This is a genomic window from Bradyrhizobium sp. CB1717 (assembly GCF_029714325.1).
In the GTDB taxonomy this organism is placed as follows: Bacteria; Pseudomonadota; Alphaproteobacteria; order Rhizobiales; family Xanthobacteraceae; genus Bradyrhizobium.
Genome location: NZ_CP121666.1, coordinates 6,807,410 through 6,820,975, shown reverse-complemented (window position 1 = coordinate 6,820,975; position 13,566 = coordinate 6,807,410). Strand labels below are relative to the sequence as shown.

Below are 13,566 nucleotides of genomic sequence, written 5' to 3'. Positions count from 1 at the left end.
AAGGGAAAGGCCCATGGGCGAGGGCGCAGCGGAAGACAACGACCAGGCGGGCAGGGCACAGGCCCAGCAGCGGATCGCGCAATGGGTTCGCGACTATAGCCGTTTGCCGGGTATTCCCGACGAGTTCCTTCGGCCTGACGGTGCGCCGCGCGCTGTCTGGAGCCGCTTCTTCGACGCCTTCGCCGCGCTCGCGCCCGACGAGATCGAGCGGCGCTTCGGCATGGCCGACCGTCACCTCCGCGAGGCCGGCGTCACCTACCGCGCCCCCGGCGACAGCGCCGACCGGCCCTGGTCGCTGAGCCATCTGCCGCTGTTGATTGATGAAGCCGACTGGCAGCAGCTCTGCGCAGGCATCACCCAGCGCGCCGAGCTGCTCGAGCTCGTGCTGCGCGATATCTATGGCGAGGGCCGCCTCGTTGCGGAAGGCGCGCTGCCCGCGGCCGCGATCGCCGGCAGCCCCGAATATCTCCGCCCCGTCTGCGGCGTGCCGCCGCCCGGCGGGCGCTACCTTTCGATCTATGCCGCCGATGTCGGCCGCGGCCCCGACGGCCGCTGGTGGGTGCTCGGCGACCGCACCCAGGCGCCGTCGGGCGCGGGCTACGCGCTGGAGAACCGCCTCGTGCTCTCGCGCGCCTTCTCCGATCTCTACAAGTCGATGAATGTGCCGCGCGTCGCGCCGTTCTTCGAGGCGTTCCGCGACAGTCTGCGCGCGCGCGCGGATCGCGACGAGCCGCGCATCGGCGTGCTGACGCCCGGCAGCTTCAGCGAAACGTATTTCGAGCACGCGACGCTGGCGCGCTATCTCGGCTTCCTCCTGGTCGAGGGCGACGATCTCGCCGTCAGCGACAATCGCATCCACATCCGCACCGTCGCCGGCCTGAAGCGGCTCGACGTGCTCTTGCGCCGCGTCGATTCCAACTCGCTCGATCCGCTCGAGCTCGATGCCTCCTCGCGGCTCGGCGTGCCCGGTCTGATCGACGTGCTGCGCAAGGACGGCGTCGTCGTCGCCAACATGCCGGGCTCGGGCGTCTTGGAGGCGCGGGCGCTGCTCGGCTTCCTGCCGGCGCTGAGCCGCCGCCTGCTCGGCGAAGAGCTGAAGATGCCGCACATCGCGACCTGGTGGTGCGGCCAGCGCAGCGCGCGCGACGAGGTGTTGTCGCGGCTCGACGAGGTCGCGATCGAGGGTGCCTATCGCCGCGGCGTTCCCGGCTTCGACTCGAGCGGCCCGGTGCTCGCGAGCGAGCTCGATGCCGCCGGCCGCCAGCGCCTGATCGACGCCATCGCTGCGCGCGGCATGGACTATGTCGGTCAGGAGGTGGTGCGGCTGTCGACCATGCCGGTGTGGGAGCAGGGCCAGATCACGCCGCGTCCCTTCGTGCTGCGCGTCTTCGCGGCCGCCACGGCCGACGGCTGGGCCATCATGCCCGGCGGCTTCTGCCGGATCGCCGAGCAGGCCGATGCGCGCGCGGTGTCGATGGGCGACGGCGCCCGCGCCGCCGACGTCTGGGTCGTCTCCGACAAGCAGGTCTCGACCGCGACGCTCTTGCCCGCGACCGACAAGGTCCGCATCCGCCGCATCGCCGGCGTGCTGCCGAGCCGCGCCGCCGACAATCTGTTCTGGCTCGGGCGCTATCTCGAACGCGCCGAGGCGACGCTGCGCCTGGTGCGCGCGCTGGGCTCGCCGAGCGGGCCCAACAAGGGCACCGCGGCCTCGCTGCAATCCTCCGAACGCATCCAGCGCATGCTGGTGGCCTGGGGCGCGATCTCGCAGACCTCGCGCGCGGCATCCGGGCGCATCGTCGCCGAAGCGTTGCAGAGTGCGGAGCGCTTCGGCTCGGCGCTGTCGCTGGTCCGCGCGGCGCAGCGCACCGCGACGTCCTTGCGCGAGCGGCTGTCGCCGGACGCCTGGCAGGTCATCACCGAGATGGCCGACCGCCTCGCCTATGAGGTCGAGGGCGACGACAGCGTGCTGAGCGCAGCCGAGTTGACCCTGCAGGAGCTGGCGAGTTTTGCCGGCCTTGCGCAGGAGAACATGAACCGCGCCGCCGGCTGGCGCTTCCTCGACATCGGCCGCCGCACCGAGCGCGCCATCAACACCACGCGCTTTGCACGTCAGTTTGCATATGACGAGGCCGGCGACGAGGATCTCGACATCCTGCTGACGCTGGTGGATTCCCAGATCACCTACCGCTCGCGCTATCTGCTGGCGCCGATCCTGGCTCCGGTGCGCGACCTCGCGGTGCTCGACAGCTACAATCCGCGCTCGGTGGCGTTCCAGGTCGCGACGCTGAACGAGCACATCGCGGCGCTGCCGAGCCTGAAGGAGCACGGCCTGATCGAGCAGCCGCAGCGGCTTGCCGTGGCGGTGCAGGCGATGCTGGCGACGGCCGAGGCCGAGAAGCTCGAAGTCAAGACGCTGTTCGCGCTGGAGCAGGATCTGCTCAGCCTCGCCGAGGCGATCGGGCTGCACTATTTCCCGCACGGCCCGAACGCCAGTCGGCCGGAAAAGCTGACGGGGCTGGCGTGATCTACGACATCCGTCACGTCACCACTTACGAATACGAAAGTCCGGTCAGCTTCGCCCGCTGCACGCTGCGGCTGGAGCCCAGAAGCGGCAGCGGCCAGGAGCTGATCTCGCACCGGGTCGAGATCCGTCCGCGCCCGTCCGAGCGCAACGTGCGTCGCGACTTCTTCGGCACGCTGACCGAGAGCGTCGTCATCGAGGCCGCGCATCGAAACTTGCGCATCGACTCGCGCTCGCGCGTCTCCGTATCGCGCCGGCCTCCGGCGCGCGATGTGGTCAGTCCGCCCTGGGAGAGCATTCGCGACGTCGCGTTCGAGGCGACCAGCCTCGGGCCGTCCTCGCCGGTCGGCTATGTCTTTGCCAGCCCGCTGGTGCCGGTGCTGCGCCCGGTCAGCGCCTATGCGGCGGAAAGCTTTCCACCCGGCGAGGGCATCCTCAAAGGCGCGGTCGATCTCATGCATCGCATTCGCAACCAGTTTCGCTACGACCCCAAGGCCACCGTGATCTCGACGCCGCTGAACGAGGTCTTCGACAAGCGTCACGGGGTCTGCCAGGATTTTGCCCATGTGATGATCGCAGGGCTGCGCGGGCTCGGTCTGCCAGCGGCCTATGTCAGCGGTTACTTGCGGACCATTCCGCCGCCGGGCCAGCCGCGCCTGCAGGGCGCCGACGCCACCCATGCCTGGGTGTCGCTGTGGTGCGGGGCGGAGCTGGGCTGGGTCGATTTCGATCCGACCAACGATCTCCTGGTCGCGAACGACCATATCGTGCTCGCGGTGGCACGCGACTTCTCCGACGTCTCGCCGGTCGACGGCATCATCGTCGGTTCGCCCAAGCAGAAGCTCGGTGTCGCCGTCGACGTGCTGCTGGTGGAGTGACGGCGCGCTCCGCCGTCCCGGCCGCGAAGACGATGCAGGCGCATGCGCCAGGCTGCGGTGCATTGCGCCAGCCTTGCGCTGACGTCCGATAAAGCGAATTTGATTTCCGCGCCTGGGCGGAGCCCAAGACCGGTCGGGTCCGGCTGTGTCGAGCCGTGACCGCAACCACGATCTCGCAGAGCACAAGAGTAACTTAATTTACGGATTTTGCGCCCGGGATTTGGTCCCTCGGCCCAAGTTGGGTTATGCTGGCCCTCGCGTCGAGGACAACAATGGGGCGTCGGGAGCTGGCGTGGGACACCACCGACAAGCGGGGCTGCATCCATGATGACGTTGCCAAGACTGGCGGCCGAATCCCTGGAGAAGTTGCTGGGCACGTTCATGCGTCGGCGGTACGACGAGGACTCTGCAAGGATCGTAGAGGGAGCGACGCGTACGGCGCTTGAGTGCATTGGCAACAGTGACGCGCTCTACCACAATATCGAGCATACCATGCTGGTGACGCTGGCGGGCCAGGCGATCCTCCAGGGCCGCCATCTGCATGCGCACCTTTCGGCGGAGGATTACACCCACATCCTGGTCGCCTGCCTCGCCCATGACATCGGCTATGTCCGAGGCCTGTTCGAGGAGGATGACGAGGACGGCTTCGTGATCGATGCGGCCGGGACCAAGGTCTCGTTGCCGCGCGGTGCATCGGATGCCAGTCTGATGATGTATCACGTTGATCGGTCGAAGCTTTACGTAGAGCAGCGGCTCCAGCCGGTCGCCGGTCTCGACAGCAAGCGCATTGCCCGCGCCATCGAGGGAACGCGTTTTCCGGCACGCGAGGGCCAGGACTACGACGAGGACGCCTCGATCCTGCGCGCAGCCGATTTCATCGGCCAGCTCGGCGATCCCAATTATCTGCGCAAGGCCAACGCGCTCTACTACGAGTTCGAGGAAGTGGGCATGAACCGGCAGCTCGGCTACGACTCGCCCGCCGACATCGTGAACCGCTATCCACAATTCTACTGGAACAGCGTCGCACCGCACATCCAGACCGAGATCGGCTATCTCAACAAGACCGAGATCGGCCGGCAGTGGATCGCCAATCTCTACAGCAACGTGTTCCGCGCCGAACGCGACATCTCGCTGTCCGGGCCGCAGAAGTAAGGCTCTTGTAGCCCGCATGGAGCGAAGCGGAATGCGGGGACGCCTGTATCCGCTACATCCCGGATTGCGCTGCGCTCCATCCGGGCTACGACCGCGCAACTCCGTGAGAAAACCATGCAACAAAAAACCATCACCACGGATGTCCTCGACATCGCCTATCTCGACTACGGCGCGGCCGATGGCTGGCCCTGCATCATGGGCCACGGCTTTCCCTATGACGTGAACGCCTATGCCGAGGCCGCGCCGATCATCGCGCGGGCGGGCGCACGGGTGCTGGTGCCCTGGCTGCGCGGCTACGGGCCGACGCGTTTCCGCTCCACCGCAACACTGCGCTCCGGCGAGCAGGCCGCGCTGGGCGCCGATCTGCTCGCCTTCATGGACGCGCTTCACATCGAACGCGCGATCGTCGGGGGCTACGATTGGGGCGGACGCGCGGCCTGCGTGGTCTCTGCGTTGTATCCCGAGCGCGTCGTCGGGCTCGTCTCCGGCAATTCCTACAACATCCAGAACATCGCCCGATCCATGGAGCCGGCCTCCCCGCCGGAGGAGGCGGCGCTCTGGTACCAATATCTCTTCCACAACGAGCGCGGCCGCCGCGCGCTGGAGCGCAACCGGCGCGGCTTCGCCCGCCAGCTCTGGTCGATGTGGTCGCCAACATGGACCTTCGACGATGCGACGTTCGAGACCAGCGCTGTGTCCTTCGACAATCCTGATTTCGTCGACGTCGTGATCCACTCCTATCGCCACCGCTATGCGCTGGTCGAAGGCGATCCCGCCTATGCCGCGATCGAAGCAAAGCTCGCCGCGCAGCCGCCGATCCGCGTCCCGACCATCGCAATCGACGGCGACAGCGACGGCGTCAATCCCGGCACCGCGCACCATGCGGGCAAGTTCGAGGGCTTCTTCGAGCGGCGCGTGTTCGCCGGCGCCGGTCACAATTTGCCGCAGGAGCGGCCTGCCGAATGGGCGCAGGCCGTGCTGGATGTGCGCGCAGCCGGGTCCTGATTTTCGCGATCGCGGGAACTTTTCGCTCGTCCCGCCGTCCAATTCCTGAGTTGCGCGTGAGGCTGTCAGGAGGTGACCATGAGCGAGGACAAGAACCCAAGCGGGCCGGATCTGACCACGGGCGTATCACTCGCCGACTTCAAGGACGGCAAGCTGCTCGGCCATGTCGGGGACGAAGACGTCCTGCTGGTGCAGGCCGGCGGCGAGATCTTTGCGATCGAGCCCGCCTGCAGCCACTATCACGGTCCGCTCGCCGAGGGCCTGGTCGTGGACGACACCATCCGCTGTCCGTGGCATCACGCCTGCTTCTCCTTGCGCACAGGCGAGGCCACGCGCCCGCCGGCGCTGAATGCGCTGGCGGTGTGGGAGGTGACACGGGACCAGGACAGGATTCTGGTTCAGCGCAAGCGTGAGGCGCCGAAGCCGTCGGCCGCGCATCGTACTGCGCCGACACCCGAAAAATTCGTCATCGTCGGCGGCGGCGCCGCCGGCTTTGCCGCGGCCGAGACGCTGCGGCGCGAAGGCTTTGCCGGCGCCATCACCATGCTGAGCAATGACGGCGCGATGCCGGTTGACCGGCCCAATCTCTCCAAGGATTACCTTGCCGGCAACGCGCCGGAGGATTGGCTGCCGCTGCGCGGGGAGGACTACTATCAGAGCGCCGGCATCGATCTGAGGCTCAGCACCAACGTCGTGGCGATCGATCCAAGAGCACGCAACGTGACCCTCGGCAATGGCGACAGGCTGCCATTCGACCGCTTGCTGCTCGCGACCGGCGCCGAGCCCGTCAAGCTGCAGATCCCGGGCGCGGAGCAGCCGCACGTCCACACCTTGCGCTCCGTCGCCGACAGCCGCGCCATCATCAAGGCCGCCGCCGGCGCGAAGCGTGCCCTGGTGATCGGCGCCAGTTTTATTGGCCTCGAAGTCGCGGCATCACTGCGGGCGCGCAAGCTCGAGGTGCATGTCGTCGCACCCGAGGAGCGACCGATGCAGAAGGTGCTCGGGTCCGAGATGGGCGACTTCATTCGCACGCTGCATGAAGAGAACGGCGTCAACTTCCACCTCGAGGACACCGTGGAGAGGCTCGACGGCGCCCGCGCCACGCTGAAGAGCGGCGCCGTCATCGAGGCGGACCTGGTCGTGGTCGGCATCGGCGTCAGGCCGCGCCTTGCGCTGGCCGAGCAGGCGGGCCTTGCCGCCGATCGGGGCGTCAGCGTGACCGAATATCTCGAAACCAGCGTCGCCGGCATCTTCGCCGCCGGCGATATCGCGCGCTGGCCCGATCCGCATTCGCGGCACACCATCCGCGTCGAGCATTGGGTGGTGGCGGAGCGCCAGGGCCAGACCGCGGCGCGCAACATGCTGGGCAGGCGCGAACGCTTCGACGCCGTGCCGTTCTTCTGGTCCCAGCACTACGACGTCCCGATCAACTATGTCGGTCACGCCGAGAGCTTCGACGACGTCGCCATCGACGGCAGCATTTCCGGCAAGGACTGCCTGCTGAAGTACCGCAAGGGCGGCCACGTGCTTGCCGTCGCTTCAATTTATCGCGATCTCGACAATCTCAAGGCCGAGCTCGAGATGGAGCGCTCGCGCGGCTGATGCACCGCATTCGACCTTGATTTGCGTCAATGTTGCTGCCGGTACGGGTGCTCTGCTGGCTGTCGTCCCGGCACGGTGCGTGCTATTCTGGCGCGTGCCCCCGGGCTACGCAAGCAGGAGTGGCCGTCATGACCAGTGCTTCGGACACGTCTCATCACCCAAGTCTCGGCTCCGGCATCGCGGCGCTGCATGCCAAATGGGGCTGGATCGTCGCGCTCGGCGTCGTCTATCTCATCGCCGGCTTCGTTGCGCTCGGCGCCATGATGATCGTCGCCGGCGTCACGGAGATCATCGGCGCGTTCCAGATGAAGAGCTGGGGCAAGTTCCTGATCTGGGCCCTGCTCGGCGTGCTCTACGTGATCGCGGGCTTCCTGACCTTCGAGAATCCGCTGTTCGCGGCCGTCCTGCTGACGCTGTTTCTCGGCGTCTCGCTGATCGCCTCGGGCGCCGTCAGGCTGTTTCTCGCCTTCAGCATGAAGCGCGAGAGCCCGTGGATCTGGGTGGCGCTGTCGGCCGTCATCACGCTGCTGCTTGGCCTCTTGATCGTGGCACGCTGGCCGGTGAACAGCGTCTATATCCTCGGCCTCTTCCTCGGCATCGACCTGATCATGGCCGGTGCCGGCTGGATCAGCCTCGGCTTCAGCCTGAAGCGGCGCGGCTGAAACCTCCGGCGACGTGCGCGGTGTTGAAGCGCGATCAGATTTGGATGGATCGTCATCGCGCTTCAGGTTGATGTTTGCGCATGACCTTTCCGGATGATGCTTTAGCAGATCAATCCAGTGGCATCTCGTCGAGCGGCCAGATGGGGCGGCGGACCCTGCGATAAATGAGGGTCGTGTAGTCATTCGTGGCAAGGCCGCCGCTGTCGGCCAGGATCACCTCCTTGGCCATCGGCCCGAAAGCGGCGCGGAAGTGGTGGGCGGACTTCACTACGACGACCCGAAACTGCGCCGGCTCCGCGCCGAGAATTCGGAACATTTCCTGATCATAGGTTTGCAGCGTGTTTGTCGACAGGGCGATCGAGATGCCGTTCACCTCGAGCAGGGCGGAGGGGCCGAGTGTCATGGGCTGACCGGCATTCATCGGTCCCTCGCAGACGAAGGCACCGTCCGACAGCGCGGCGACGCGTCCCGCCAGCGTGAGTGGCGGCCCGTAGCTTGCGGGATCGCGCTTGGCGCCGACAACGACGTCGAGGCTGGCTCCGAGACCTGCGGCATGACAGCGGGCGGCGGCTTCGGGATCGCCGAGGACGCCGAGGAGCACGCCTTTGACGTTCGCCTTCAGCAGCGCCTCCAACAGCCGGACGCCGTCGCCATAGGCGCCTGAACCGGGGTTGTCGCTGTAGTCGGAAATGACAAGGGGACGGGTATCGGCGACATCGGCTGCGGCCTCCACGGCAAGCCTGGTCGCGGTCGGCAAATCATGCACCGCGACGGTGACCTCGGCGCGGCGACGGTAGATCTCGTCATAGAGCGCGGCCGCAGCCTGCCGCGCCGCCGTCTCGGCGGCGTTGTGGGAGGCATCGTAGGTCACCTGCACGCTGGGGCCGACCTCGGCAATGTCCGAGCGGCTGAAACCCGCGCAGACATCGACCGACAACAGGCCGGGCGTTTGTGCCTCCATACCTGCTGCGCGCGCCAACAGATCGCTCATCACGCCGCCCTGGGTTCGTCCGTGATTGCATCCGTCGAGCAGCGGTCCTTGCAGGTGGACGACCTTCGGACGGATCTTGCCGTCCATCGCCGATTGCAGCAGATCGGCCGCGCGGAGTGCGGTCTCGTATTGGTCGATATGCGGATAGGTCCGGTAGGGCAGCATGATGTTGGCCAGCCGGCCCATGCGTTCGGTGACGTTGGCATGCAGGTCGAGCGTCACCGCGATCGGGATCGTCTCGCCGAGCCGCTTGCGCAATCCTTCCAGCAGCGCACCCTCGGCATCCTCGTCGGTCTCGGTCACCATCGCGCCGTGCAATGCGAGGATGACGCCGTCGAGCGGTCCCGTCTCGCAGGCCTCGTAGACCAGGCGTTGCAGTTCGGCCCAGCAGTCGGCCGTCACCTTGCCGGACGGCGTGGCCGAGGCTGCAATCGGCTGCACGAGGGTCCAGCCGTAGCGTTTGGCCGCAGCCAGATGCCCGGCAATCTCCATCTTGGTAGCGCCGAGCGCGGGGGCGATCTCCGCTCCCAGGAGAAACAGCCGCTTGCGATAATCATCGAGCGTGGTCGGAACGATCGAGAACGTGTTGGTCTCGTGGGCGATCTGCGCGGAGAGCACACGTCGCGTCTGGCTCATGGGGGCTCCTTGTTGTTCATGGAAGCCGCGGGCCTGATCTCGCGTCCTCACTGGGCATTTCGCTAGCATCGAATCGGGCTGCGCCACCAGCAACTTGACGCAAGACCGTCATGCCGAACTCCGCTGATCTGGCATGCTGACAAAAGCAGCGCGCTGTGCGGCCGCTTCGCCGCGCGGCGATCATCATCGGGGAGACACCATGAGAGCCGCTTTGGCCCTGGCCGCAGCTTTGGCTGCCGCCTGCCTGTCCACGCCTGCTTCCGCACAAAAATCCTACGGTCCCGGCGTCAGCGACACCGAGATCAAGATCGGCAACACCATGCCCTATAGCGGGCCGGCCTCGCCTCTCAGCATCACCGGAAAGGTGATCGCGGCCTATTTCGACGAGGTCAACGAGAAGGGCGGCGTCAATGGCCGCAAGCTCAATCTGATCTCGCTGGATGACGCGTTCTCGCCGCCCAAGACCATGGAGGCCGCACGGCGCCTCGTCGAAGGCGACGGCGTCGCCTTCATCTTCGCCACCATGGGCACCGCGCCGAGCTCGGCGATCGCAAAGTATCTCAACAGCAACAAGGTGCCGCAGCTCTTCCTGATCAGCTCGGCCTCGAAGTGGAACGATCCCGCCAACATGCCCTGGTCGATGGCGCTGCCCTGGGCGCCGAACTACACCAGCGAGGCCGCGATCGACGTCGCCTATGCCCGCGCCAAGAACCCGAATGCGCGCTTTGCGGTGCTCTATCAGAACGACGACGCCGGCAAGGAATATCTGCGCGGCGTCAGGGAGGCGCTCGGCGCCGACGCCGACAAGGCGATCGCAATGGCCTCGAGCTTCGAGGTTGCCGATCCCACCGTCGATTCCCAGGTGCTGACACTCGCCAACACCAAGGCCGACGTCTTCATGATCTACTCGGTGACGCCGCGCGCCTGCGCGCAGGCGATCCGCAAGGCGCACGAGGTCGGCTGGCAGCCGACGCGCTTCCTCGCCTCTGGCTGCGCCAACAAGGCGACCGTGATGGCGCCGGCCGGCCTCGAGGCCGGCAAGGGCGTGCTGTCGCTCGGCGCGCTCAAGCCGTTCGTCGAGGCGCCGAAGGACGACCCGGCGATGACGGCCTATATCGACTTCATGAAGAAGCGCCTGCCCAACGCCGACATCAACAACGTCGCCGGCCTCTACGGCTACACCGTCGCCGAGGCCCTGGTGGTGCTGCTGAGGCAGTGCAAGGACAATCTGACCCGCGAGAACATCATGGCGCAGGCGGCCAACCTGAAGAACGTGCCGCTGTCGCTTCTGATGCCCGGCATCACCCTCAACACCACCCCGCAGGATTTTCGCCCGATCAAGGACGGCTACATGCTCCAGTTCGACGGCAACGATTGGGTCGTGGCGAGCGAGCTGTTGCGCGGGACGTGAGGCGGCGCTCTCTCCGCGAATTCGGAATCGTAGGGTGGGCAAAGGCGCCCTTGCGCCGTGCCCACCACCGGTCAACATCGAAACAAAGGCGTGGGCACGCTTCGCTTTGCCCACCCTACGAGACTGACGTGCGGCGGAGACGGTGCACCCTCTCCCCTTGCGGGAGAGGGTGGATCGCATCGAAGATGCGAGCCGGGTGAGGGCTATGCCTCCGCGAGACACCCTCGTGCAGGAGTGTTCGCCGGGAGAAAACCCTCATCCGGCGCTTCGCGCCACCTTCTCCCGCAAGGGGAGAAGGAAGAAGGAGACCACCATGGACTTTCAACACTCCGCCCGCTCGCTGGATCTCCAGGAGCGCGTCCGCCAGTTCATGCGGACTCATGTCGAGCCGGTCGAGGAGCTCTACTACGAGCAGGTGAAGCCGGAGGCCGCGCGTTACAGGACGCCCGCAGTGCTCCAGGATCTGAAGCGGCTGGCGCGAGAGCAGGGGCTCTGGAATCTGTTCCTGTCAGGCGAGCATGGCCAAGACCCTCACAACATTGGCCTCACCAATCTCGAATATGCCCCCGTGAAGGAGATCATGGGCCGCATCCTCTGGGCGCCCGAGGTCTTCAACTGCTCGGCGCCCGATGTCGGCAACATGGAGGTGCTGGCGAACTACGGCACGAAGGCGCAGCAGGAGCGCTGGCTGACGCCGCTGCTGGAAGGGCGCATCCGCTCCGGCTTCTCGATGACGGAGCCGCAGGTCGCCTCCAGCGATGCCACCAACATCCAGTGCGAGATCAAACGCGACGGCGGTGATTACGTCATCAACGGCCGCAAATGGTTCACGTCAGGCGCGATGAACGAGGATTGCGAGATCCTGATCGTGATGGGCAAGACCGCGCCCGACCATCCTGATCGCCATCGCCAGCAATCCATGATCCTGGTGCCGAAGAACGCACCCGGCGTGCGCATCGTCCGCGACATGCTGACCTATGGCTATGACGACGCCCCGGTCGGCCATCCCGAGATCGTCTACGACAACGTCCGTGTGCCCGCCGAGAACATCCTGCTGGGCGAAGGCCGCGGCTTCGAGATCGCGCAAGGCCGGCTCGGTCCCGGCCGCATCCACCATTGCATGCGCCTGATCGGCTGCGCCCAGCGCGCGCTGGAATTGATGTGCCAGCGATCGGTCTCGCGCGTCGCCTTCGGCAAGCCGCTCGCCGAGCAGGGCTCGGTGCGCGAGGACATCGCAAACTCCTTCTGCGAGATCGCGCAGGCGCGGCTGCTCACGCTGCAAGCCGCCGACAAGATGGACCGCGAAGGCAACAAGGCTGCGCGCGACCTGATCGCGGCCGCCAAGATCGTGGTCCCCAGCATGGCCGCCCGCGTCATCGACCGCGCCATCCAGATCCACGGCGCCGCCGGCGTCTCGCAGGACACCTTCCTCGCGCGTGCTTACGTCTACGCCCGCTTCATCCGTATCGGCGACGGACCGGACCAGGTGCATCTGGCGGCCTTGGGCAAGGAACTGATCAGGCGGGGCGGGGTGATGGTGGGGTAGAGGTGTTGCCCCGCGCCACGATGCGCGCAGAGGAATGCAGCGGACCCGCGCACGGCCGCGAACCGCGCTTTGGCTTACTGCTCGGCTACGAGGCTGGCAGATGACTATTGGCTGACCGTATTGTCGCTCGCATGCTCAAGCGGTAGCCGACTGCCGCTCATTCACTGCCTCGGCGCGCGGCTGGTCGCCGGGGCCTGGCTAAATTTTCATCGCGATGGCCGTTCCGAGTGTTTCGGAGAGTTACCACTTTTGGGAGGGCTTGCCGCGCCGGGTCCATTCGGCAACACTGCCCGTATTTCAAGTAGTTGTTTTACAGGGGGCCTTTCATGCCCGAGACATTGGAAAGCCTGTTGTGGTGTGCCGCGCTGGCGACGTGGCTGATGCTTCTCTTCAGGATCATGGCTGAGTACTTGAAGCCGCTCTCGAAACGCTTCGGCCATCTGCTCGAACTTGCTTTCAGGCCGAGAGCGAAGTGATGCGGTAACGGCCTTCCTTCAAGGCCGCATCGTGTAGCCCCAGCGCATTCGCGGCTCCGCGAGTGGCGAAGACATTTGCGCCGCGATTGCCGGCAGGTTCGGGTAGTTATCGGCTGCACCGCGGAAGAGGCTGAAACGATTGACGCTGCTAGCCTGTCAGCCTCCGGTCGAGTGAGAACCGGCCCGCCCCGGTGACAAACATCAACAGAGCGCCGCCCATGATAGTGATGTTCTTCAGGAAATGATTGTACTGCCCGATCTGCTGAGCTCCGGCGGGATATTCCCAGTAACGATGTCCGATTGCAGTCGCCGAGAGTACGAACAAGAACATCACGACTGCGCAGTAGCGCGTGCCAATGCCGAGGATCAGACAAGCCGACATTACAATTTCCAGCGCGACGGTGAAGGTCGTGAACAGCACGGGTGCGGGAACGCTCAGCGACCGGAAATAGCCGACTGAGCCGCTGAAGTTGGTCAATGCGCCGTACGCGCTGCCGACGAAGACCCAGGCAAGCAGGATGCGGCCGACCAGGATCAGCAGGTCGGCATTGCCGGTGGCGACCTTGTCGATCGCAGATGTGGACCAGGGAGAGCGCAATAACATGGTGGCTGCCTTATCGCTGAGGACGGCACCTGAATATCGATGATCCTATCACGATCGGCGAACTGCATGAAGGGCGCCT

The 13,566-nt window shown here is 66.0% G+C and carries 11 protein-coding genes; 9 read left to right on the top strand and 2 right to left on the bottom strand.

The window, feature by feature from the left end:
• Window positions 1-13 precede the first annotated feature (13 nt).
• The 6 genes from QA649_RS31895 to QA649_RS31870 all read left to right on the top strand — a co-directional run bounded on the left by QA649_RS31895 (window position 14) and on the right by QA649_RS31870 (window position 7,823).
• On the top strand, window positions 14-2,527 hold the full coding sequence (locus tag QA649_RS31895; RefSeq protein ID WP_283020678.1) for a circularly permuted type 2 ATP-grasp protein: 2,514 nt from the start codon (window positions 14-16) through the stop codon (window positions 2,525-2,527).
• Window positions 2,524-3,402, top strand: a complete 879-nt coding sequence (locus QA649_RS31890) for a transglutaminase family protein (protein WP_283020677.1) — start codon at window positions 2,524-2,526, stop codon at window positions 3,400-3,402. The genes QA649_RS31895 and QA649_RS31890 overlap by 4 nt, the downstream gene beginning before the upstream one ends.
• 324 nt (window positions 3,403-3,726) lie before the next feature.
• Window positions 3,727-4,554, top strand: a complete 828-nt coding sequence (locus tag QA649_RS31885) for a metal-dependent phosphohydrolase (RefSeq protein ID WP_283020676.1) — start codon at window positions 3,727-3,729, stop codon at window positions 4,552-4,554.
• 114 nt (window positions 4,555-4,668) lie between these two features.
• Window positions 4,669-5,559, top strand: a complete 891-nt coding sequence (locus QA649_RS31880; protein WP_283020675.1) for an alpha/beta hydrolase — start codon at window positions 4,669-4,671, stop codon at window positions 5,557-5,559.
• Window positions 5,560-5,637: 78 nt separating this feature from the next.
• A complete protein-coding gene (locus tag QA649_RS31875) occupies window positions 5,638-7,161 on the top strand; it encodes an FAD-dependent oxidoreductase (protein ID WP_283020674.1) in 1,524 nt (507 codons plus the stop codon).
• A 128-nt stretch (window positions 7,162-7,289) separates the two neighbouring features.
• Window positions 7,290-7,823 (top strand): HdeD family acid-resistance protein, encoded by a 534-nt coding sequence (locus tag QA649_RS31870; protein WP_283020673.1) that lies wholly within the window; start codon window positions 7,290-7,292, stop codon window positions 7,821-7,823.
• 109 nt (window positions 7,824-7,932) lie between these two features.
• Here the strand turns inward: QA649_RS31870 and QA649_RS31865 are convergent, their stop codons facing one another.
• Entirely contained in the window at window positions 7,933-9,450 is a 1,518-nt protein-coding gene (locus QA649_RS31865; protein ID WP_283020672.1) for a M81 family metallopeptidase, read from the bottom strand.
• 199 nt (window positions 9,451-9,649) lie between these two features.
• Here QA649_RS31865 and QA649_RS31860 point away from each other — a divergent pair, with 199 nt between their 5' ends.
• From QA649_RS31860 to QA649_RS31850, 3 genes are all read left to right on the top strand, one after another.
• Window positions 9,650-10,861 carry an ABC transporter substrate-binding protein gene (locus QA649_RS31860; protein ID WP_283020671.1) on the top strand — a complete coding sequence of 404 codons (1,212 nt, stop codon included), beginning with the start codon at window positions 9,650-9,652 and terminating at the stop codon, window positions 10,859-10,861.
• Between the two features lie 313 nt (window positions 10,862-11,174).
• Window positions 11,175-12,407, top strand: coding sequence for an acyl-CoA dehydrogenase family protein (locus tag QA649_RS31855; protein ID WP_283020670.1), 1,233 nt, complete (start codon window positions 11,175-11,177; stop codon window positions 12,405-12,407).
• 326 nt (window positions 12,408-12,733) lie between these two features.
• Window positions 12,734-12,883 (top strand): hypothetical protein, encoded by a 150-nt coding sequence (locus QA649_RS31850; protein ID WP_018648027.1) that lies wholly within the window; start codon window positions 12,734-12,736, stop codon window positions 12,881-12,883.
• Between the two features lie 148 nt (window positions 12,884-13,031).
• Here the strand turns inward: QA649_RS31850 and QA649_RS31845 are convergent, their stop codons facing one another.
• Window positions 13,032-13,487 carry a DoxX family protein gene (locus tag QA649_RS31845; RefSeq protein WP_283020669.1) on the bottom strand — a complete coding sequence of 152 codons (456 nt, stop codon included), beginning with the start codon at window positions 13,485-13,487 and terminating at the stop codon, window positions 13,032-13,034.
• Window positions 13,488-13,566: the final 79 nt, after the last annotated feature.

Bases quoted from the DNA above. Each gene is read 5' to 3' on its own strand.
- QA649_RS31895 (WP_283020678.1), top strand. From the start codon at position 14: ATGGGCGAGGGCGCAGCGGAAGACAACGACCAGGCGGGCAGGGCACAG.
- QA649_RS31885 (WP_283020676.1), top strand. From the start codon at position 3,727: ATGATGACGTTGCCAAGACTGGCGGCCGAATCCCTGGAGAAGTTGCTG.
- QA649_RS31880 (WP_283020675.1), top strand. From the start codon at position 4,669: ATGCAACAAAAAACCATCACCACGGATGTCCTCGACATCGCCTATCTC.
- QA649_RS31875 (WP_283020674.1), top strand. From the start codon at position 5,638: ATGAGCGAGGACAAGAACCCAAGCGGGCCGGATCTGACCACGGGCGTA.
- QA649_RS31870 (WP_283020673.1), top strand. From the start codon at position 7,290: ATGACCAGTGCTTCGGACACGTCTCATCACCCAAGTCTCGGCTCCGGC.
- QA649_RS31865 (WP_283020672.1), bottom strand. From the start codon at position 9,450: ATGAGCCAGACGCGACGTGTGCTCTCCGCGCAGATCGCCCACGAGACC.
- QA649_RS31860 (WP_283020671.1), top strand. From the start codon at position 9,650: ATGAGAGCCGCTTTGGCCCTGGCCGCAGCTTTGGCTGCCGCCTGCCTG.
- QA649_RS31855 (WP_283020670.1), top strand. From the start codon at position 11,175: ATGGACTTTCAACACTCCGCCCGCTCGCTGGATCTCCAGGAGCGCGTC.
- QA649_RS31850 (WP_018648027.1), top strand. From the start codon at position 12,734: ATGCCCGAGACATTGGAAAGCCTGTTGTGGTGTGCCGCGCTGGCGACG.
- QA649_RS31845 (WP_283020669.1), bottom strand. From the start codon at position 13,487: ATGTTATTGCGCTCTCCCTGGTCCACATCTGCGATCGACAAGGTCGCC.